The sequence below is a fragment of the Pseudomonas citronellolis genome (assembly GCF_001586155.1).
GTDB classification, from domain to species: domain Bacteria; phylum Pseudomonadota; class Gammaproteobacteria; order Pseudomonadales; family Pseudomonadaceae; genus Pseudomonas; species Pseudomonas citronellolis.
In genome coordinates, this window is record NZ_CP014158.1 from 2,365,978 (window position 1) to 2,384,950 (window position 18,973).

Consider the following 18,973-nt stretch of genomic DNA (forward strand, 5'->3'; position numbering starts at 1 on the left):
CGAGGAAATCCACAGCATGTCCCGCTTCCCCAACACGTCGCCGCGCCCGCTGCTGCGCGCCCTGCGCCCAGGACAACTTCCTGCCGGCCTCGGGCGCGCTCAGCCACAGCGCCTACGCCCGGCCTGGAATGCCCTGATGGTGGGGAAGAGGCGCGGGATTATTCACATCCGTTCTTGCGTATCTCTTTCAAATGCGAACGCATTTCATATAAATTTCCGCTTTTGCCCACCCCTGTTCGGGGTGAACTTCTGTCAGCAGGTGAGCACAGCCATGCACCCGTCCGGATTCCCGCCGTTCCAGCCCGAGGTACGCCCATGAGCAGCAAGGGCCGCTTCGGCGCGCAACTCAGCGCGCGCATCCTGGCCGCATTGTTCGGCGGCTATGCCCTGGCCTACACCAGCACCGCCTTCCTCAGCGTCTACCTGCCGCTGGCCCGCGCCGACCGCGTGGCCTTCGCCAGCCTGGGCTGCTTCATGGTCTGGGTGGTGGCCATCCTCTACGTGTTCGCCGCCCGCAGCACCTGGCGCGCCTGCCTGGTGCCGCTGGCGTTGAGCGCGCTGCTGGCGCTGGCCGCGTTCCTGCCCCACGACTTCGGAGTGCGCCCATGAGCCTGCGCCAGTCGATGTCCGGACTGCATACCTGGAGCGGCCTGCTGGTCAGTTGGCTGCTGTTCGTGGTGATCTTCTCCGGCAGCCTGTCGTGCTTCGAGCCGGAGCTGACGCGCTGGATGCTGCCGCAACTGCACGAGGCGCAGCAGCCGGCGGTGGGCGTGGACCAGGTCCACGCCGCCCTGGTCGAGCGTGCGCCCAAGGCCCATGCCTACTGGATGCTGCCGCCGACCGAGCGCGGGCCCTACTGGACCGCCGGCTGGGTGCCCAGCGACCTCAGCGCCTTCCGCTCCTTCCTGATCGACGCCCAGACCGGCGAGGAACTGCCGAAAACCGTCGGCGGCGGCTTCTTCTTCGAGCTGCACTACGCCCTGCACGCCGGCATCCTGGGCATCTACATCGTCGGTATCGCCGGGATGTTCATGCTGGTGGCGCTGGTCAGCGGGGTGATCGTCCACCGGCGCATCTTCAAGGACTTCTTCACCCTGCGGCCGAAGGCGGCGCGCCAGCGCAGCTGGCTCGACGCGCACAACGTGCTGGGGGTGATCGGCCTGCCGTTCCACGTGCTGCTGGCCTACACCGGGCTGGTGATCTTCATCACCCTGTACATGCAGGCCGGCATCAAGGTCGCCTACAAGGGCGATTTCGAGCGCTTCGAACACGAGGTGCAGCACGCCTTCGACCGCGAGGAGCTGGGCCGCCCGGCCAAGCCGCCGAAGCCGATCTCGCGCATGGTCGAGCGCGCCCGCGAGCAGTGGGGCGACGACAGCCGGGTGGGCTGGATCAACCTCGAACACCCCAACGACGCCTCGTCCATGGTGCAGATCCGCCGGGCCGTGGACCGCGGCATGGTCAACGACCAGCGCACCGTTTCCTTCGACGCCGCCACCGGCGCGCTACTGCACGTGCAGCCGCCCTACGGCAACGGCTACAAGACCTACGCCTGGCTGACCGGGCTGCACATGGCGCAGTTCGGCGGCACCCTGGTGCGCATCCTCTACCTGCTGCTGGGCCTGGTCGGTTGCGGGATGATCTTCGGCGGCCTGCAGGTCTGGGTGGCCAAGCGCGAAGCCCGCGGCAGCGCCGGCCTGGGCCTGGTGCGCACGCTCAACGCCGCGGTCTGCGGCGGCCTGCCGCTGGCCAGCCTGGGGCTGCTGGCGGCCTCGCGCCTGCTGCCGGCGGAACTGGCGCAGCGCGATCGCTGGGAAATCACCAGCTTCGTGGTGGTCTGGCTGCTGGCGCTGCTGCACGCGGCGTGGCGCCAGGGCAGCGGCCGCACCGCCCGCGAGCAGGCGCTGGTCGCCGCCGTGCTGGCCCTGGGCCTGCCGCTGCTGGGGCTGTTCGGCCCCGAGCCGGGCCGCCTGACCAGCAGCCTGGCCCGCGGCGATTGGCTGCTCGCCGGTATCGACCTGGCGCTGCTGCTCAGCGGCGCGCTGTGCGCCGCCCTGGCCTGGCGCCTGGGCCGCCCGCCGGCGCCCGAAGCCAGGTCGCGCCGCCGTGAACGGGTGGAAGGGGAGTACGCCTGATGCTGCTGGTCTTCGGTCTCAACCTGCTGGCGATGACCGCCGCCTGCCTGGGCCTCGCCCGCCACCACCGCGAGCTGTTCGGCCGCGCGCCCAGCGAGGCCCGCGTGCGCCTGCTGCGTGGCGTGGCGCTGGTGGACGGCGGCCTGGCGCTGGCCTACTGCATCCACCTGCTGGGCATCGAGCTGGGCCTGGTCTACTGGGCCTGCCTGCTGATGCTCGCCACCACCACCCTGGTGGCCCTGCTGGCCTGGCTGCCGCGCCTGGCGCTGCCGGCGGCGGCGGGGGTGCCGCTGGTGGGTGGGGTGTTGGCAGTTTTGGGGTGATTGCTGGGGGGATGGGCTTTTCGTAGGAGCGAGGGGGACGCCTAGTTCTTGCTCGCGAATGGGGCTTATCCTGGCGTCATTGGTGTTTGGATGAACTCCGTCCCCTCTCCCCAACCCTCTCCCTGAAGGGAGAGGGGGCTGTCCGTGCCGAGAGAAGGCCAGATTTCAGCCGGTAGCTTTCGATGCTGCCGGCTAACTTCAGAACATCCGTTTCTGCCCAACGGTCCCCTCTCCCTTCAGGGAGAGGGTTAGGGAGAGGGCGCTCTTAACCCCAACACCAGAGCAACCGGGAATACTCCATTCGCGAGCAAGAACTAGGCGTCCCCCTCGCTCCTACGAAAAGCCTCGTCGCTCAGCTGTTGAACGCCGCGCGGTATTCCCCCGGCGTAGCCCCCAGCGCCGCGCGGAAGCGGTTGCCGAAGTGGCTGGCGCTGGAGAAGCCGCAGGCCAGGGCTATCTCGCTCTGCGCCAGGCTGCCCTGGCGCAGCAGTTCGCAGGCGCGGGCCAGGCGCCGGGCCAGCACGTACTGGTGCGGCGGCATGCCGAAGCTTTCGCGGAACATGCGCGCGAAGTGGTATTCCGAAAGCGCTGCCAGCACCGCCAGCTCGCCCAGGCTGAGCGGTTCGGCGAGGTTCTGCTCGATGTAGTCGCACAGCCGCCGGCGCAGGGCAGGGGCCAGGCCGCCCTTCAGGCGCAGGCCGTCGCGGCGGCCGACCTGGGTCAGCAGGGCGTGGTCGACGATGGCCTGGGCCAGGCTGCTGGTGTGCAGGCGTTCGCCCGGCTCGTTCCAGTCCAGTTGCACCAGTTGGCGGAAGCGCGCGGCCTGCTGCGGGTCGTCGAGGAAGGTGTGTTCGCGCAGCCGCAGCTCGCGCGGTTCGCGGTCGAGCAGCTGCACGCAGCCCAAGGCGAAGCGTTCCGGGCTGAAGTACAGGTGCGCCAGGCGGATGTCGCCGTTGACGATCCACGAGGCTTCCTCGCCGGCCGGCATGATGCACAGCTTGTCCGGCGCGCCCTTGGCGCCGGGGGCGCCGCGGCGGAAGGTGCCGGTGCCGCCGGCCAGGTAGCAGGACAGCGTGTGGTGGTCGGGGCTGAGGTAGTCGCGGGCGTCGTGGCGGTTGCTCCACATGGCCGCGGACAGGCCGTCGCCCAGCTCGGCGCAACGCTCCAGGCGGGCGTTGGGCGAACTGTTCATGGACTGGAAGACCTGCAGCTGTTCGATGGCGGACATGGGGCGACTCCTTCAGGTCTCCACTCTACCCGCGCCCGCGCGCGTTGCCAGCCCGGTTGTCGCAATAAGCGCAAGAATCTGCAAGCGGCGCCCGGGCGCGCGGGCGGACACTGGCTTCCCATGATCGGAGGCCAGCCATGAACCTGTCGCTCTACCTGCTCACGGTGCTCATCTGGGGCACCACCTGGATCGCCATCAAGCTGCAGGTCGGCGAGGTCGCTATCGCGCTGTCCATCGCCTACCGCTTCGCCCTGGCGGCGCTGGTGCTGTTCGCCATTCTCCTGCTCAGCCGCCGCCTGCAGCCGCTGGGCCGGCGCGGCCAGGCGCTGTGCCTGGCCCAGGGCCTGTGCCTGTTCTGCGTGAACTTCCTGTGCTTCTACACCGCCAGCCAGTGGATCCCCAGTGGGCTGATCGCCGTGGTGTTCTCCACCGCCACCCTGTGGAACGCGCTGAATGCGCGCATCTTCTTCGGCCAGCGCATCGCGCCGAACGTCGCCGGCGGCGGCGCCCTGGGGCTGCTCGGCCTGGCCCTGCTGTTCTGGCCGGAGCTGAGCGGCCATGCCGCCAGCCGCGAGACCTTCTACGGCCTGGGCCTGGCGCTGCTGGGCACGCTGTGCTTCTCCGCCGGCAACCTGCTCTCCAGCCTGCAGCAGAAGGCCGGGCTGCGCCCGCTGAGCACCAATGCCTGGGGCATGCTCTACGGCGCGCTGATCCTGCTGGCGATCTGCCTGGTGCAGGGCGTGCCCTTCACCTTCGACGGCAGCGCGCGCTACGTCGGTTCGCTGTTGTACCTGGCGATCCCCGGCTCGGTGATCGGCTTCACCGCCTACCTGACCCTGGTCGGGCGCATGGGGCCGGAGCGCGCGGCCTACTGCACCGTGCTGTTCCCGGTGGTGGCGCTGAACGTCTCGGCGTTCATGGAGGGCTACCAGTGGAGCGCGCCGGCCCTGGCCGGGCTGGCGCTGGTGATGGCCGGCAACGTGCTGGTGTTTCGCAAGCCGAAGCCGGTTGCGGCGGGGCAGGTGGCTCTTCGTAGGATGGGTTGAGCTTGCGAAACCCATGCGGTCGCGGCGATGGGTATCGCTTCGCTCAACACCATCCTACGAAGAGCATCCCGGTGTGGCCTGTAGGGACTTCGTCCGCGATCAGCCCTTCCACACCTGCGGGTTGACCAGGTTCTTCGGCCGCTCGCCGCGTAGCGCCGTCTCGAAGTTCTCCAGGGCGCATTCGGCCATGGCCAGGCGCGTTTCGTGGGTGGCCGAGCCGATGTGCGGCAGGGTCACCGCGTTGGGCAGGGCGAACAGCGGCGATTCGGCCAGGGGCTCCTTCTCGTACACGTCCAGGCCGGCGGCGAGGATGCGTTTTTCCTGCAGCGCTTCTACCAGCGCCGCTTCGTCGATCACCTGGCCACGGGCGATGTTGACCAGGATGGCGCTGGGCTTCATCAGCTCCAGCTCGCGCTTGCCGATCAGCTTGCGGGTGGCGTCGGACAGCGGCACCACCACGCAGACGAAGTCGGCCTCGCCAAGCAGTTCGTCGAAGCCGCAGTAGCGCGCGCCCAGTTCCTGCTCCAGCTCCGGCTTGCGGTTGTTGCCGTGGTAGAGCACGTCCATGTTGAAGCCGAAGCGGCCGCGGCGGGCGATGGCCGCGCCGATGCGGCCCAGGCCGAGGATGCCGAGCTTCTTGCCGTGCACGTCGACGCCGAACAGCGGCGCGTCCACGGTGCGCTTCCACTGCCCGGCCTTGGTCCAGGCGTCCAGCTCGGCGGTGCGCCGGGCGGCGGCCATGATCAGGGCGAAGCCGAGGTCGGCGGTGGTTTCGGTGAGCACGTCCGGGGTGTTGGTCAGGGCGATGCCGCGCTGGTTCAGGTAGGCCAGGTCGTAGTTGTCGTAGCCCACCGAGACGCTGGAGATGACTTCCAGCTGCCCGGCCTGGGCCAGTTGCTTCTCGCCCAGCGGGCGGCCGACGCCGATCATGCCGTGGGCCTGGGGCAGGGCGGCGGCGAACTGGGCGTCGACGTCACCCAGTTTCGGGTCGAGCACGGTGACGTTGAATTGCGCGCGCAGGCGTTCGAGGTGTTCGGGCGCCAGGCGGCTGAAGACGAAGACGTTCTTTTTCATGGTGGGGAAGGCAACGACTGACAGACGGGAGCGCAACCCTAGCATCCCCGCCACCGCCCTTGGCAAGCCCGGCGGCCCCGGCGGCGAGGATGCGGGGCGGTTATCGCGCGGCCGAAGCCGCGCGGGCGCGGGCTAGGCCAGGTGCGGGCGGGCCATGCCGGCCTCGTCGGCCTGCAGCACGCCGGGCAGGTTCTCGCGCAGGTAGCCGACCCAGGTCTTGATCTTGGCGTCCAGGTACTGCCGCGACGGGTACAGGGCGTAGACGTTGAGCAGCTGCAGCTTGTGGTGCGGCAGCACGCGCACCAGCGAGCCGTCCTCCAGGCCTTCCAGCGCCGAGTAGACCGGCAGCGCGCCTATGCCCATGCCGCAGCGGATGGCCTCGGTCATGGCGTCGCCGACGTTGACCTGGAAGGTCGGCGGGCCGACGGTGATCATTTCCTGGCCGTTGGGGCCGTCGAATAGCCACTTGTCCAGGGCCAGCACCGGGCTGACCAGGCGCAGGCAGTCGTGGTTGACCAGGTCGCTGGGGGTGCGTGGCGCGCCGCGGGCCTCTATGTAGGAGGGCGAGGCGCAGAGGATGCTGTAGGTCTCGCCGATGCGCTGCGACACCAGGCCGGAGTCGGGCAGCTCGGTGGCGACCACGATGGCCACGTCGAAGCCTTCGTCGAGCAGGTCGGGCACGCGGTTGGCCATGGTCAGTTCGAAGCTGACTTCCGGGTGCTGCTGGCGGTAGCCGGCGATGGCGCGGATCACGTAGTGCTGGCCGATGCCGGTCATCGAATGCACGCGCAGGCGCCCGGCGGGGCGGGCGTGGGCGTCGCCGGCCTCGGCTTCGGCTTCCTCGACGTAGGCGAGGATCTGCTCGCAGCGCAGCAGGTAGCGCTGGCCCGCCTCGGTCAGCGCGATGCGCCGGGTGGTGCGGTTGAGCAGGCGCGCGCGCAGGTGGGTTTCCAGGTTGGCCACGGCGCGCGAGACGTAGGCGGTGGTGGTGCCCAGCTGCTGGGCCGCGGCGGTGAAGCTGCCGGTCTCGGCCACGCAGACGAACGCGCGCATGGTTTGCAGAGTGTCCATTCGGAGCCCTCGGGAACGACAGGGTGGCTTATTGTCACATGAGACATCCGGCCACATTATTTCATTATCGGTAATAAAGATTCACAAATTGGCCGTCTTATCCGTTTCGCCGCGTCTCCCTAGAATTTACTCGCCCGAATGGTTTCTTCGGCATCCTCTACGCTGAAACAGCAAGCTCACCCTCCAGGATCCTCAATCGTGTCGCGTCACCTCGTGAAAGGACTGGCGTTCGTCGGCTCCTTTGTCGTTTTCTCAACAATTGCCGGTTGCATCAGTACCCATGGCATCGCCCCGCAGGAACAGCGCCTGGGCAATGACCAACTGGCCACCGATGCCGCCATCCAGTCCGCCAACCGCGATGCGAAGTGGCCGGCCGAGCAGTGGTGGCGCGCTTTTGGCGACCCGCAGTTGAACACCTGGGTGCAAACCGCCCTGGACAACAGCCCGAGCCTTTCCGAGGCCGAGGCGCGGGTGCGCATGGCGCTGTCCATGGCCGGGGTGGCCGAGTCCGCCGAGTCGCCGCAGGTCGGCGCGGATGCTTCGCTGACCCGTCACAAGTGGCCCACCGACTATTTCTACGGCCCGGGCGACCTGGCCGACACCACCAGCTGGAACAACAACGCTTCCCTGGGCTTCTCCTACAACCTAGACCTCTGGGGCCGCGAGCGCAGCAACACCGAGCGCTACATGAACGTGGCCTACATGACCGCCGCCGAGGCGCGCATGGCCCAGCTGGAGCTGGAGAGCAACCTCGTCCGCGCCTACATCCAGATGTCGCTGCAGTACGCCGAGCTGGACATCGCCGAGGCCATGCTGGAACAGCAGCAGCAGATTCTCTCCCTGGCCCAGCGCCGCCTGGCCGGGGGCCTGGGCACCCAGTTCGAGGTCAGCGAGGCCGAGGTGCCGCTGCCGGAGACCAAGCGCAAGATCGACGCCATCGAGGAAGCCATCGCCCTGTCGCGCAACCAGATCGCCGCCCTGGCCGGCAAGGGCCCGGGCGCCGGCGCCGCGCTGGTACGGCCGAAGCTGGCCCTGGCGAAGCTGCCGGGGCTGCCCAGCGCGCTGCCGCTGGAACTGGTCGGCCGCCGTCCGGACGTGGTCGCCATGCGCTGGAAGGTCGCCGCCCAGGCCAAGGGCGTGGACGTGGCCCGCGCCGAGTTCTATCCCAACGTCGACCTGATCGCCAGCCTGGGCTACAGCGCCGTCGGTGGCGGCATGCTGGAGTTCATCACCGCGCGCAAGTTCACCTACAGCGCAGGCCCGGCGATTTCCCTGCCGATCTTCGACGGCGGCCGCCGCCGCGCCCAGCTGGGCCAGGAGTCGGCCGGCTACGACGCCGCCGTGGCGCAGTACAACCAGACCCTGGTGCGGGCGCTCAAGGGCGTTTCCGACCAACTGATCCGCACCCACTCGATGGAGAAGCAGCAGAGCCTCGCCGAGCAGGCGGTGGCCTCCGCGCAGAAAACCTACGACATCGCCACCAAGGCCTACCGCGGCGGCCTGACCGACTACCTCAACGTGCTCAACGCCCAGACCCGCCTGTTCCAGCAGCAGCTGACCCTGCAGCAGGTGCAGGCCGCGCGCCTGGAAACCCACGCCGGCCTGGTGGTGGCCCTGGGCGGCGGCCTGATGGCGGCCAAGGACGCGCCGGGCGAGCACAGGATGGTCCCCGAGACCGTCTCCGTGCGGCCGCTGAGCGAGCGCTGAGATGGCCAGCAGCCAAGCCTTGCAGACCCGCTCGCCGCTGGAGGAGGTGCGCCGCGCCTTCTTCGAATGGGCGCGCAGCGACGGCGTGACCTGGGTCTACGTCGCCAAGGTGCTGACCGCCGCCATGCTCACCCTGTGGCTGGCCATGCGCCTGGAGCTGCCGCAGCCGAGCACCGCGACCATCACCGTGTTCATCGTGATGCAGCCGCAGAGCGGCCAGGTGTTCGCCAAGAGCTTCTACCGCATCCTCGGCTCCCTGGTGGGGCTGACGGTGATGGTGGCGCTGATCGCCGTGTTCGCCCAGGAGCGGGTGCTGTTCCTGCTGGTGGTGGCGCTGTGGGTCGGCGCCTGCACCGCCGGCGCCGCGCGCTACCGCGACTTCCGCTCCTACGCCTGCGTGCTGGCCGGCTACACCGCGACGCTGATCGGCCTGCCCGCCACCCAGCACCCCGAAGCCGCCTTCATGTCGGCGGTGTGGCGGGTGCTGGAGATCAGCCTGGGCATCCTCTGCTCGACCGTGGTCAGCGCCGTGGTGCTGCCGCAGACCTCCGCCGCGGCCATGCGCAACGCCCTCTACCAGCGCTTCGGCGCCTTCGCCTGGTTCGTCCTCGACAACCTCGGCGGCGGCCAGCGCCAGCGCTTCGAGGCGGCCAACGTCAACTTCGTGTCCCAGGCCGTGGGCCTGGAGACGCTGCGCACCGCGACCATGTTCGAAGACCCGCACATGCGCCTGCGCGGCGGCCGCCTGGCGCGGCTGAACAATGAGTTCATGGTGCTGACCACGCGCTACCACGCCCTGCACCAGTTGCTCGAACGCCTGCGCGGCCAGGACAGCCAGCGCGTGCTGCAGGCCCTGGAGCCGTGCCTGGAACTGCTGCGGGAAATGCTCCAGCCGTGGAAGGGCAAGCCGCTCACCGACAGCGACGCGGCGGTGCTCGCCGAGCAGATCGCGGCGCAGCGCCAGGACATGATGCAGCGCATCCGCGAGGCCCGCGCCGGGCTGCGCGAGAAGGTCGAGGACGTTTCCGAGCGGCTGGACTTCAACACCGCCGGCGAGCTGCTCTACCGGCTGGTCGCCGACCTGCACGACTACACCCTGACGCATGCCTCGCTGGCCGAGCACCGCCACGAGCGGGAGAACTGGAAGTTCGGTTTCTCGCCCAAGGCCAACCTGGTCGGCGCGCTGGTGGCCGGCGGCCGCACCGCGGTGATGGTGCTGCTGTTCGGGGTGTTCTGGATCGAGACCGCCTGGCCCAGCGGCAGTACCTTCGTGCTCAACGCCGCCGCCGTCGCGGCGCTGGTCTCGGCCGCGCCGGACCCCTCGAAGATGGCCGCGCAGATGGCCGTGGGCACCTTCTTCGCCGCCATCCTGGGTTTCGCCGAGACCTACTTCGTGTTCCCCCACCTGGACGGCTTCCCCCTGTTGTGCGTGGCCATCGCCCCGGTGTTCGTGATCGGCGCCTACCTCTCGGTGAAACCGGCCTATGCCGGCTACGGCATGGGCCTGCTGATCTTCTTCTGCTTCGGCGCCGTCCCGGCCAACATGACCGTCTACGACGCCGGCCGCACCCTCAACGAGTACATCGCCCTGGTGCTCTCGCAGGGCGCCGCGGCGGTGCTGGTCGGCGTGCTCCTGCCGCCTACCGCGGCCTGGCTCTGGCGGCGCCTGGAGAAGGATCTGCGGATGCGCGTGGTGCAAGCCATCAGCGGCAGGCTCGCCGGCCTGGGCGCGACCTTCGAGAGCGCCACCCGCGACCTGATGAACCAGGCCTACGGCCTCGCCGCGCGCCGCCCGGACGTGCAGCGCAGCCTGCTGCGCTGGATGTTCCTGGTGCTGGAAGTGGGCCACTCGATCATCGAGCTGCGCGAAGAGCAGGAGCGGCTGCCCGACGAGCCCTGCTACGCCGAGGACATGCCCTGGCGCCAGGCCATCCGCAGCATGGGCCGCGCGCTGATCCGCCTGTTCGTGCAGCCGGGCGAGGCCAACCGTGAGCGCGCCCTGGCCGCCGTGGAACATGCCATCCTCACCACCAAGGCCACCGAGGAGCCGTGCGCGCCGGACTTCGAGAGTTCGCCCCTGCGCCGGGTGGTCAGCTACCTGCACTTCATCCGCACCACGCTGCTCGACCCGCAGTCGCCGCTGCGTGATGCCAGCCAAGGAACCGCCAGCCATGCTGCTTGACGACCTGCCGCGGGAAATCGCCTTCCACGGCGTCTACATGCCGACCCTCACCGTGCTCTTCGTGGTCGCGGCGGTGATCTGCTGGGGCATCGACCGCGTCTTCGCCTCCATCGGCCTGTACCGCTTCACCTGGCACCCGGCGCTGTTCCGCGTGTGCCTGTTCGCCTGCCTGTTCGGCGGCCTGTCCCTGACCGTCTACCGATAACGAGCCAGTTACCCATGACCTTGAAATCCGTCTTCAGCCTGCTGGCGACCCTGATCATCCTGGTGGTCGCCGTGTTCATCGGCCGCACCCTCTGGGTGAACTACATGGACACCCCCTGGACCCGCGACGGCCGCGTGCGCGCCGACATCATCAACGTCGCCCCGGACGTGTCCGGCGTGGTGGTCGAGGTGCCGGTGCGCGACAACCAGCAGGTGAAGAAGGGCGACCTGCTGATGCAGATCGACCCCGACCACTACCGCATCGCCGTGAAGCAGGCCGAGGCCCAGGTCGCCTCGCGCCTGGCCACGCTGAAGATGCGCCAGCTCAACGCCAGGCGCCGCGCCGCCATGGACAACGAAGTGGTGTCCCGCGAGAGCCTGGACGATGCCAGCAACACCGCCGCCGCCGCCGAGGCCGACTACCAGCAGGCCCTGGCCGCGCTGGACGCCGCCAAGCTGAACCTGGAGCGCACCCAGGTGCGCGCCTCGGTGGACGGTTACGTGACCAACCTCAACGTGCACCGCGGCGACTACGCCCGCGCTGGCGAGGCGAAGATGGCGGTGGTCGACGAGAATTCCTACTGGGTCTACGGCTACTTCGAGGAAACCAAGCTGCCGCACATCGCCGTGGGCGACCCGGCCGAGCTGCAGCTGATGAGCGGCCAGCGCCTGAAGGGCCACGTGGAAAGCATCGCCCGCGCCATCTACGACCGCGACAACCCGGAAAGCCGCGAGCTGGTCGCCGACGTCAACCCGACCTTCAACTGGGTGCGCCTGGCCCAGCGCGTGCCGGTGCGCATCCACATCGACGAAGTGCCGGAAGGTGTGCTGCTGGCGGCGGGTATCACCACCACGGTGATCGTCAACCCGGGCAGCCAGGACGCGACGGCGCAGTGAGCGCAATGCGCGTCAGGTAAAAAACGGGGGCTTCGGCCCCCGTTCGTTTTTCCCGGCGCAGGGTGCGAAATGGCGCGGGTGGGGCAGCGTGCAGGAGCGGATCTCATCCGCGAATCGCGCCGGGACGTCCGGCTATCGCGGACAAGGTCCGCTCCTACGGGGGAGGAATACCGTGTTTCCCGGCAACCTGTAGGATCGGGCCCTGCCCGCGATTCGCGCGCAGGGCGCGCTCCTACATGGAATGGCGTAGGTGGGGCAGCGTGTAAGCGGATCTCATCCGCGAACCGCGCCGGAACCTCCGGCCATCGCGGAGAAGCCCGTAGGATGGGTTGAGCGAAGCGATACCCATCACCATGACCGCATGGGTATCGCAAGCTCAACCCATCCTACGAAAAGCGCTTCAGCGCTTGGCCAGGGTGGCGCTGCGCCCCAGGTTCTGTGCCTTGGCCACGCTGCAGCTGGCGCCGGCGAGGAATTGCGAGTTGCTCAGCCATTCCTGCTGCGGGTAATAGGCGAACACGTAGCTGCCTTTCTGCAGGGTGTCGATCAGCTTCTGCGCCACCTGCGGACGCACCGCCGGGCAGCCCTGGCTGCGGCCCAGGCGGCCGAGGTCGGGGACCACCCTGGGATCGGCGTAGGCTGCCGCGTGCATGACGATGGCGCGCTCTTCGCTGTTGTCGTTGAAGCCCGGTTCCAGGCCCAGCAGGCGCAGCGAGCGGCCGTGCTTGCCGCGGTAGGTCTGGCCGGTCTGGTACAGTCCGATGGACGACTGGTAGCTGTTCGGGCGGTTGGAGAACGAGGTGGCGAGGTCGTCGCCGCTGTTCTTGCCGTGGGCCACCCACTCCTCGAACAGCAGCTTGCGCCGCTGCAGGTCGAACACCCACAGGCGCTTGTCGCGCGAGGCCTTGGAGTAGTCGATGACGGTCAGCAGTTCGTCGCGCCCGCCCAGTTGCGCGGCGTTGGCGCACTGGTAGGCGCTGAGCGCCAGGCGCAGGGCCTGCAGGTTGGTGGCCGGGGCCAGGCGGTGGAGTTCCTCGGCGCTGGGCAGCGCCGCTTGGGCGAGGCTGCTGCCGAGCGCGTAGAGCGCGCCCACGGCGAGCAGCGGCCGGAGTTTCCCCCAGACGGTGGATATGGACGGCATGGCGCCGTTCCCCCCTTTGTCACTTCCTAAGGTCTGTTTTCGATTGCGCATGCAAGTGCGCGAAATTAGGGGGGATTCTCGCTCATTTTTTGACCGGTGCCGGTACCGCTTGTCGGTCGTTGGTGGTGATCACCGTGAAGTCCGGGTTGCTGCGCGTCTCGCGGCTGGACGGCAGGTCGGTGATGACCAGGGTGCTGCCGACGTCCATGGCCAGCAGCAGCGAGTGCAGGAAGTGCGCGTCCATGCTGAACTGGCCGAGCTGTTCGGCGGGGGTCAGGCCGGCCTGCGGGTTGCTCACTTGTACCGCGCTCCAGCGCAGGTTGGGGCTGGCGCTGGCCAGCTGTTCCGGGGTGGGCCGCTCCAGCAGCGAGAAGGCCGCCACGCCGGTGCGCGCGCCGGGGTTGTCGAGGGCCACCGGGGCGCTGCCGATCTGGGTGCCGCCGCGGTATACGTAGGCGCGGCGGTCGGCGCGGCTGATCAGCACCGAGATCGGCCCGAGGCTTTCGCCCGGGTCGCTCCAGTAGGGTTCCACCGCCGGGCTGGCCGGGCCGCTGGCCTTGCCTTCGCTCACCTGCGGGGCGAGCAGGCCGGGGTGGTAGACCTCCACCGGCGAGCTCCTGGCGTCGGAGATGATCACCGTGGTGTTGCTGAAGCCGGTGACCTCGTAGAGCTTCTTGGCGAAGGCCATGGGCAGGCGGATGCAGCCGTGGGAGGCGGGGTAGCCGGGCAGGTTGCCGGCGTGCAGGGCGATGCCGTCCCAGGTCAGGCGCTGCATGTAGGGCATGGGCGCGCTGTCGTACAGGTCGGAGTGGTATTCCACCTTCTTCTGCAGGATGGTGAACACGCCGGTGGGGGTTTCCTTGCCGCGCTTGCCGGTGCTGACCGTGGCAACGCCGATGGCGATGCCGTTGCGGTACACGTAGGCGCGCTGCTCGGTGAGGCTGACCACCACCGTGACCGGGCCCTGCGGGGAAATCTCCGGGTACCAGAGGAACTGCCCGGGCTTGAGCTTCTTCAGCGCCGCCTGCAGGTCGTTGAGCGGCGAGGCGTGGCTGGAGTTGGCCTCGACGGGGAGGGCGACCAGGCTGAACAGCAGCAGGGCGAAAGACAGGATCTTCATCGTATTCCTTCGATGCGCGGGCGTCCTCGCAGCTTAGTCGGGGCCGAGCCGCCCCTGCAATTCGCGATGCCGGACGGCAGGCCTCAGCCCAGCGCGGCCAGCTCGGCGGCGCTCAGGGCTCGGTACTGGCCCGGCGCCAGCTGCGGGTCCAGGGCCAGGCCGCCCATGCGTTCGCGGTGCAGGCGGGTGACCTTGTTCTGGAAGTGCCCGAACATGCGCTTGACCTGGTGGTAGCGGCCTTCATGGAGGGTCAGGCGCGCCGCCCGCGGTGCGAGGATCTCCAGCTGCGCGGGGAGGGTGGTGAGGTCCTCGTAGCGGAAGTACAGGCCGCGGGCGAATACTTCGGCGTAGTGCGCCTCGATCGGCTGCTCGGTCTCCACGTAGTAGACCTTGGGCAGTTTGCGCCCGGGCAGGGTCATGCGCCGCGACCACTGGCCGTCGTTGGTGATCAGCAGCAGGCCGGTGGTGTTGAAGTCCAGCCGCCCGCCGATGTGCAGTTCGTGCTTGTCCGGTTCGTCGAGCAGGTCGAGCACGGTGCGGTGCTCCGGGTCGCGGGTGGCGCTGACGCAGCCGGCGGGCTTGTGCAGCATGAAGTAGCGCGCCGGGCGGCCGGCCTGCAGCACCTCGCCATCCAGCTCCACGCGGCTGAACTCGCGCACCTCGTGGCGGCCGTCGCGGACCACTGCGCCGTCCACCGTCAGGCGTCCGGCGGCCAGCAGCAGGCGCGCGTCCTGGCGGCTGAAGCGGGGCAGGTTGGTGAGGAAGCGGTCCAGGCGCATCAGGCGGGTTCGTCGTCGGGCGGCAGGCTCTGCGCGCAGCGCGGGCACAGGCAGGCGCGGTCGAGCAGTTGTGGCGGGACGCGGGCCAGGGCGGCGGGGTCGATGCGCGTCTGGAAGCACCAGCAGAGCGTCCCGTCGGCGTCCGGGTCGGCCTGGCTGCAGCTGTTGCGCTGGCCGCAGAGGGGGCAACGGGTGGGATCGGGGGTGTCGGTCATGGTGCGGGTCGGTGCTTTGCCGGGGGCACAGGGTGCAGCGGGCGGCGCCGGGGTGCAAGGGGAATCGGATGCCTGGGGGTGTTCATGCCACCGGGGTGTCCGGCGTGGCCGGCAAGCACGAGGCCCGTAGGATGGTGTTGAGCGAAGCGATACCCATCAGCGCCACCGCATGGGTATCGCAAGCTCAACCCATCCTACGAAGAGCCCCCCGGCGCGGCTTGCAAGACAGTTGCTCCTACGCCCGCGATTCGGCAAATAACGCCATAGGCGCCTGGAGCCCAAATAAAAAATGCCGTTTCTCCCAGGGGAAGAAACGGCATTCCTTTCAAAGCCCCGCCGTACCGGCCAGGGCTTTCCTCACGCCGAAAGGCTTAGGCTTGAACGACCGGAATCTTGGCGTTCGCAGCAGCTTCCTTGAACTCGGCGATCTGGTCGAAGCTCAGGTAGCGGTAGATATCGGCAGACATGCTGTCGATGTCCTTCGCGTAGGCCATGTACTCCTCGACGGTCGGCAGCTTGCCGATGATCGAAGCCACGGCGGCCAGCTCCGCCGACGCCAGGAACACGTCGGTGGAATCGCCCAGGCGGTTCGGGAAGTTACGGGTGGAGGTGGAGACCACGGTGGAACCGGTCTGTACGCGCGCCTGGTTACCCATGCACAGCGAGCAGCCCGGCATTTCCATGCGCGCGCCAGCCTTGCCGTAGATGCCGTAGTAGCCTTCCTCGGTCAGCTGGTGGGCGTCCATCTTGGTCGGCGGGGCCAGCCACAGACGGGTCGGAATGCCGCCCTTGACCTTGTCCAGCAGCTTGCCGGCGGCGCGGAAGTGACCGATGTTGGTCATGCACGAACCGATGAACACCTCGTCGATCTTGCGGCCTTGCACGCTGGACAGCAGGCGGGCGTCGTCCGGGTCGTTCGGGGCGCAGAGCACCGGCTCCTTGACGTCGGCCAGGTCGATCTCGATGACCGCGGCGTATTCGGCGTCCTTGTCGGCTTCCAGCAGTTGCGGGTTGGCCAGCCAGGCTTCCATCGCTTGCGCGCGGCGCTCCAGGGTGCGGGCGTCGCCGTAGCCTTCGCCGATCATCCAGCGCAGCAGGGTGATGTTCGACTTCAGGTATTCGGCGATGGCCTGTTCCGGCAGCTTGATGGTGCAACCGGCGGCGGAGCGTTCGGCCGAGGCGTCGGACAGCTCGAAGGCTTGCTCGACGGTCAGGTCGTTCAGGCCTTCGATCTCGAGGATGCGGCCGGAGAAGATGTTCTTCTTGCCTTTCTTCTCGACGGTCAGCAGGCCCTGCTGGATGGCGTAGTAGGGGATGGCGTGGACCAGGTCACGCAGGGTGATGCCCGGTTGCAGCTTGCCCTTGAAGCGCACCAGGACCGATTCGGGCATGTCCAGCGGCATTACGCCGGTTGCGGCGGCGAAGGCCACAAGGCCGGAACCTGCCGGGAAGCTGATGCCGATCGGGAAGCGGGTGTGCGAGTCGCCGCCGGTGCCGACGGTGTCGGGCAGCAGCATGCGGTTCAGCCAACTGTGGATGATGCCGTCGCCCGGACGCAGGGACACGCCGCCGCGGGTCATGATGAAGTCCGGCAGGGTGTGGTGGGTCTTGACGTCGATCGGCTTCGGATAGGCCGCGGTGTGGCAGAAGGACTGCATCACCAGGTCGGCGGAGAAGCCCAGGCAGGCCAGGTCCTTCAGCTCGTCGCGGGTCATCGGGCCGGTGGTGTCCTGGGAACCGACGGTGGTCATCTTCGGTTCGCAGTAAGTGCCCGGACGCACGCCCTTGCCTTCCGGCAGGCCGCAGGCGCGACCGACCATCTTCTGCGCCAGGGTGTAGCCCTTGCCGCTGTCGGCGGGGGCTTCGGGCTTCTTGAACAGCTCGGACGGGGCCAGGCCCAGTTCGGCGCGCGCCTTCTCGGTCAGGCCGCGGCCGACGATCAGCGGGATACGGCCGCCAGCGCGGACTTCGTCGAGCAGAACCGGGGTCTTCAGCTCGAAGGTGGTGACCAGTTCGCCGCTGTCATGACGCACGACCTTGCCTTCGTAGGGGTACACGTCGATGACGTCGCCCATGGCCAGGTTGGTGCAGTCGAACTCGATCGGCAGGGCGCCGGCGTCTTCCATGGTGTTGTAGAAGATCGGGGCGATCTTGGTGCCGAAGCAGAAGCCGCCTGCGCGCTTGTTCGGCACGTAGGGGATGTCGTCGCCGAAGAACCACAGCACCGAGTTGGTGGCGGACTTGCGGGACGAACCGGTGCCGACCACGTCGCCGACGTAGGCGACCGGGAAGCCCTTGGCCTTGACCGCTTCGATCTGCTTCAGCGGGCCGACGGCGCCGGGTTGTACCGGCTCGATGCCGTCGCGGGCCATCTTCAGCATGGCCAGGGCGTGCAGCGGGATGTCCGGGCGCGACCAGGCGTCGGGGGCCGGGGACAGGTCGTCGGTGTTGGTTTCGCCGGGCACCTTGAACACGGTCAGGGTGATCTTCTCGGCGACCGCCGGGCGGGCCTGGAACCACTCGCCGTCGGCCCAGGACTGCAGCACGGCCTTGGCGGCGGCGTTGCCTTTCTTGGCGCGTTCGGAAACGTCGTGGAAGGCGTCGAACATCAGCAGGGTGTGCTTCAGTTGCGCGGCGGCGACTTCGGCCAGCTCGGCGCTGTCCAGCAGTTCGACCAGGGTGGCGATGTTGTAGCCGCCCTGCATGGTGCCCAGCAGCTCGACGGCGCGGGCCTTGCTGATCAGCGGGGAGGTGGCTTCGCCCTTGGCGACGGCGGAGAGGAAGCCGGCCTTGACGTAGGCGGCCTCGTCCACGCCCGGCGGGACGCGGTTGGTGATCAGGTCGAGGAGGAATTCTTCTTCGCCGGCCGGCGGGTTCTTCAGGAGTTCGACCAGACCGGCGGTCTGTTCGGCGTTCAGCGGCTGGGGCACGACACCCTGGGCGGCACGCTCTTCTACGTGTTTGCGGTAGGCTTCAAGCACAGTATTTCCCTCATCAGTGGTCCCGTGGGACGCGTATCCAGGAGACCTCGCCGATCCATTCGTCAGGCATGGTGGACGGTAATCCACGGACCTACGACGGCACCGGCAGCCTCCAGACAGAAGCTGTTTTCAAAGTTTTACGCCGGAGGGCCTGGGACGAGGGGGACTGGGCGCTTGAGGGGGGCGCCCAGACCGCGCGGCTGCCGGAATCTGTGCTTCGTGACGCTTTGAAAACAGCTTCGAACGGGCATTGCGCCTTGTGAAAGGCGGGCTGATTCTACTGGAATTCATTGCCGAAAGTAAGCGGCAATGCTGGGCGGGCAAGGGTGATATTGCCTAGACAAAGGGCTAAGATGCCGCACTGCCTTATGCCTCAAGAAGCTGTTCCGCCCATGTCCTCCCAGCGCATCAAGACCCCCTGTGTCGGCCTCTGTTCCACCGTCTACGGCGACCTCGTGTGCCGTGGCTGCAAGCGTTTTCACCACGAGGTGGTGAACTGGAACCTGTACGGCGAGGAGGAGAAGCGCGCGGTGTGGAAGCGCCTGGAGGTGCTGCTGGTGCAGGTGATGGTGGCCAAGCTGGAGGTGTTCGACGCGCCGCGGCTGCGCGCCCAGCTGGAACAGCGGCAGATCCGCTTCGTCCCCGAGCAGTCGCCGTACTGCTGGGCCTACCAGCTGATCGCCCGCGGCTCGCGGCTGATCCAGAACCTCGATGCCTACGGCGTGGCCCTGCTGCCGGAGTTCCGCGAACGGCCGCTGCCGGAGCTGCGCGATGCCATCGACCGCGAGTTCTTCCTGCTTTCCGAGGCCCATTACGACCGCTACATCGCCCCGCGCTTCCTCCGCGAGGGCATGGACCTGCGCGTCTGAA

Annotated in this window: 17 protein-coding genes; 9 read left to right on the forward strand and 8 right to left on the reverse strand. The window is 68.4% G+C overall.

Annotated features, from left to right (window positions below):
* Positions 1 to 315: 315 nt before the first annotated feature.
* From PcP3B5_RS10730 to PcP3B5_RS10740, 3 genes are read left to right on the forward strand one after another with little or no spacing between them, the layout of a single operon-like run.
* The gene (locus PcP3B5_RS10730) at positions 316 to 609 is read left to right on the forward strand and encodes a DUF3649 domain-containing protein (RefSeq protein ID WP_009619068.1); all 294 of its coding nucleotides are present in this window, start codon (positions 316 to 318) and stop codon (positions 607 to 609) included.
* Entirely contained in the window at positions 606 to 2,135 is a 1,530-nt protein-coding gene (locus PcP3B5_RS10735; protein WP_061561229.1) for a PepSY-associated TM helix domain-containing protein, read from the forward strand. The genes PcP3B5_RS10730 and PcP3B5_RS10735 overlap by 4 nt, the downstream gene beginning before the upstream one ends.
* Positions 2,135 to 2,458 carry a DUF3325 domain-containing protein gene (locus PcP3B5_RS10740; RefSeq protein ID WP_009619072.1) on the forward strand — a complete coding sequence of 108 codons (324 nt, stop codon included), beginning with the start codon at positions 2,135 to 2,137 and terminating at the stop codon, positions 2,456 to 2,458. The genes PcP3B5_RS10735 and PcP3B5_RS10740 overlap by 1 nt, the downstream gene beginning before the upstream one ends.
* A 352-nt stretch (positions 2,459 to 2,810) precedes the next feature.
* Here the strand turns inward: PcP3B5_RS10740 and PcP3B5_RS10745 are convergent, their stop codons facing one another.
* Positions 2,811 to 3,686 carry a helix-turn-helix domain-containing protein gene (locus PcP3B5_RS10745; protein WP_061561230.1) on the reverse strand — a complete coding sequence of 292 codons (876 nt, stop codon included), beginning with the start codon at positions 3,684 to 3,686 and terminating at the stop codon, positions 2,811 to 2,813.
* Positions 3,687 to 3,823: 137 nt separating this feature from the next.
* Between PcP3B5_RS10745 and PcP3B5_RS10750 the strand changes: the two genes are divergently transcribed.
* Positions 3,824 to 4,732, forward strand: a complete 909-nt coding sequence (locus PcP3B5_RS10750) for a DMT family transporter (protein WP_061561231.1) — start codon at positions 3,824 to 3,826, stop codon at positions 4,730 to 4,732.
* A gap of 99 nt (positions 4,733 to 4,831) precedes the next feature.
* Here the strand turns inward: PcP3B5_RS10750 and PcP3B5_RS10755 are convergent, their stop codons facing one another.
* Positions 4,832 to 5,806 (reverse strand): 2-hydroxyacid dehydrogenase, encoded by a 975-nt coding sequence (locus PcP3B5_RS10755; protein ID WP_061561232.1) that lies wholly within the window; start codon positions 5,804 to 5,806, stop codon positions 4,832 to 4,834.
* Positions 5,807 to 5,938: 132 nt separating this feature from the next.
* Positions 5,939 to 6,877: a LysR family transcriptional regulator gene (locus PcP3B5_RS10760; protein WP_009619078.1), complete on the reverse strand. Its 939-nt coding sequence runs from the start codon at positions 6,875 to 6,877 to the stop codon at positions 5,939 to 5,941.
* 198 nt (positions 6,878 to 7,075) lie between these two features.
* On the opposite strand from PcP3B5_RS10760, the gene PcP3B5_RS10765 reads away from it, so the two are divergent.
* From PcP3B5_RS10765 to PcP3B5_RS10780, 4 genes are read left to right on the forward strand one after another with little or no spacing between them, the layout of a single operon-like run.
* The gene (locus tag PcP3B5_RS10765; RefSeq protein ID WP_082816289.1) at positions 7,076 to 8,584 is read left to right on the forward strand and encodes an efflux transporter outer membrane subunit; all 1,509 of its coding nucleotides are present in this window, start codon (positions 7,076 to 7,078) and stop codon (positions 8,582 to 8,584) included.
* 1 nt (position 8,585) lies between these two features.
* Entirely contained in the window at positions 8,586 to 10,766 is a 2,181-nt protein-coding gene (locus PcP3B5_RS10770) for an FUSC family protein (RefSeq protein ID WP_061561234.1), read from the forward strand.
* Positions 10,767 to 10,770: 4 nt separating this feature from the next.
* The gene (locus tag PcP3B5_RS10775) at positions 10,771 to 10,971 is read left to right on the forward strand and encodes a DUF1656 domain-containing protein (protein WP_024128300.1); all 201 of its coding nucleotides are present in this window, start codon (positions 10,771 to 10,773) and stop codon (positions 10,969 to 10,971) included.
* Positions 10,972 to 10,985: 14 nt separating this feature from the next.
* Positions 10,986 to 11,867 carry an efflux RND transporter periplasmic adaptor subunit gene (locus tag PcP3B5_RS10780; RefSeq protein ID WP_009619086.1) on the forward strand — a complete coding sequence of 294 codons (882 nt, stop codon included), beginning with the start codon at positions 10,986 to 10,988 and terminating at the stop codon, positions 11,865 to 11,867.
* Positions 11,868 to 12,267: 400 nt separating this feature from the next.
* Here PcP3B5_RS10780 and PcP3B5_RS10785 read toward each other — a convergent pair whose 3' ends face one another.
* From PcP3B5_RS10785 to acnB, 5 genes are all read right to left on the reverse strand, one after another.
* The gene (locus PcP3B5_RS10785) at positions 12,268 to 13,008 is read right to left on the reverse strand and encodes a murein L,D-transpeptidase catalytic domain family protein (RefSeq protein ID WP_061561235.1); all 741 of its coding nucleotides are present in this window, start codon (positions 13,006 to 13,008) and stop codon (positions 12,268 to 12,270) included.
* An 82-nt stretch (positions 13,009 to 13,090) separates the two neighbouring features.
* Positions 13,091 to 14,128, reverse strand: a complete 1,038-nt coding sequence (locus PcP3B5_RS10790) for a L,D-transpeptidase (protein ID WP_009619088.1) — start codon at positions 14,126 to 14,128, stop codon at positions 13,091 to 13,093.
* Positions 14,129 to 14,211: 83 nt separating this feature from the next.
* Complete coding sequence (locus PcP3B5_RS10795; protein WP_043266974.1) at positions 14,212 to 14,907, reverse strand: pseudouridine synthase; 696 nt, start codon at positions 14,905 to 14,907, stop codon at positions 14,212 to 14,214.
* The gene (locus tag PcP3B5_RS10800) at positions 14,907 to 15,122 is read right to left on the reverse strand and encodes a cysteine-rich CWC family protein (RefSeq protein ID WP_009619090.1); all 216 of its coding nucleotides are present in this window, start codon (positions 15,120 to 15,122) and stop codon (positions 14,907 to 14,909) included. The genes PcP3B5_RS10795 and PcP3B5_RS10800 overlap by 1 nt, the downstream gene beginning before the upstream one ends.
* A gap of 371 nt (positions 15,123 to 15,493) precedes the next feature.
* A complete protein-coding gene (gene acnB / locus PcP3B5_RS10805; protein WP_009619091.1) occupies positions 15,494 to 18,103 on the reverse strand; it encodes a bifunctional aconitate hydratase 2/2-methylisocitrate dehydratase in 2,610 nt (869 codons plus the stop codon).
* Between the two features lie 392 nt (positions 18,104 to 18,495).
* Between acnB and PcP3B5_RS10810 the strand changes: the two genes are divergently transcribed.
* Positions 18,496 to 18,972, forward strand: coding sequence for a DUF1289 domain-containing protein (locus tag PcP3B5_RS10810; RefSeq protein WP_009619092.1), 477 nt, complete (start codon positions 18,496 to 18,498; stop codon positions 18,970 to 18,972).
* Position 18,973 lies beyond the last annotated feature (1 nt).

Coding starts and splice junctions, on each gene's coding strand:
- PcP3B5_RS10795 (WP_043266974.1), bottom strand. CDS start 14,907: ATGCGCCTGGACCGCTTCCTCACCAACCTGCCCCGCTTCAGCCGCCAG.
- PcP3B5_RS10785 (WP_061561235.1), bottom strand. CDS start 13,008: ATGCCGTCCATATCCACCGTCTGGGGGAAACTCCGGCCGCTGCTCGCC.
- PcP3B5_RS10790 (WP_009619088.1), bottom strand. CDS start 14,128: ATGAAGATCCTGTCTTTCGCCCTGCTGCTGTTCAGCCTGGTCGCCCTC.
- PcP3B5_RS10750 (WP_061561231.1), top strand. CDS start 3,824: ATGAACCTGTCGCTCTACCTGCTCACGGTGCTCATCTGGGGCACCACC.
- PcP3B5_RS10730 (WP_009619068.1), top strand. CDS start 316: ATGAGCAGCAAGGGCCGCTTCGGCGCGCAACTCAGCGCGCGCATCCTG.
- PcP3B5_RS10770 (WP_061561234.1), top strand. CDS start 8,586: ATGGCCAGCAGCCAAGCCTTGCAGACCCGCTCGCCGCTGGAGGAGGTG.
- PcP3B5_RS10800 (WP_009619090.1), bottom strand. CDS start 15,122: ATGACCGACACCCCCGATCCCACCCGTTGCCCCCTCTGCGGCCAGCGC.
- PcP3B5_RS10760 (WP_009619078.1), bottom strand. CDS start 6,877: ATGGACACTCTGCAAACCATGCGCGCGTTCGTCTGCGTGGCCGAGACC.
- PcP3B5_RS10735 (WP_061561229.1), top strand. CDS start 606: ATGAGCCTGCGCCAGTCGATGTCCGGACTGCATACCTGGAGCGGCCTG.
- PcP3B5_RS10780 (WP_009619086.1), top strand. CDS start 10,986: ATGACCTTGAAATCCGTCTTCAGCCTGCTGGCGACCCTGATCATCCTG.
- PcP3B5_RS10745 (WP_061561230.1), bottom strand. CDS start 3,686: ATGTCCGCCATCGAACAGCTGCAGGTCTTCCAGTCCATGAACAGTTCG.
- PcP3B5_RS10755 (WP_061561232.1), bottom strand. CDS start 5,806: ATGAAAAAGAACGTCTTCGTCTTCAGCCGCCTGGCGCCCGAACACCTC.
- PcP3B5_RS10740 (WP_009619072.1), top strand. CDS start 2,135: ATGCTGCTGGTCTTCGGTCTCAACCTGCTGGCGATGACCGCCGCCTGC.
- PcP3B5_RS10810 (WP_009619092.1), top strand. CDS start 18,496: ATGTCCTCCCAGCGCATCAAGACCCCCTGTGTCGGCCTCTGTTCCACC.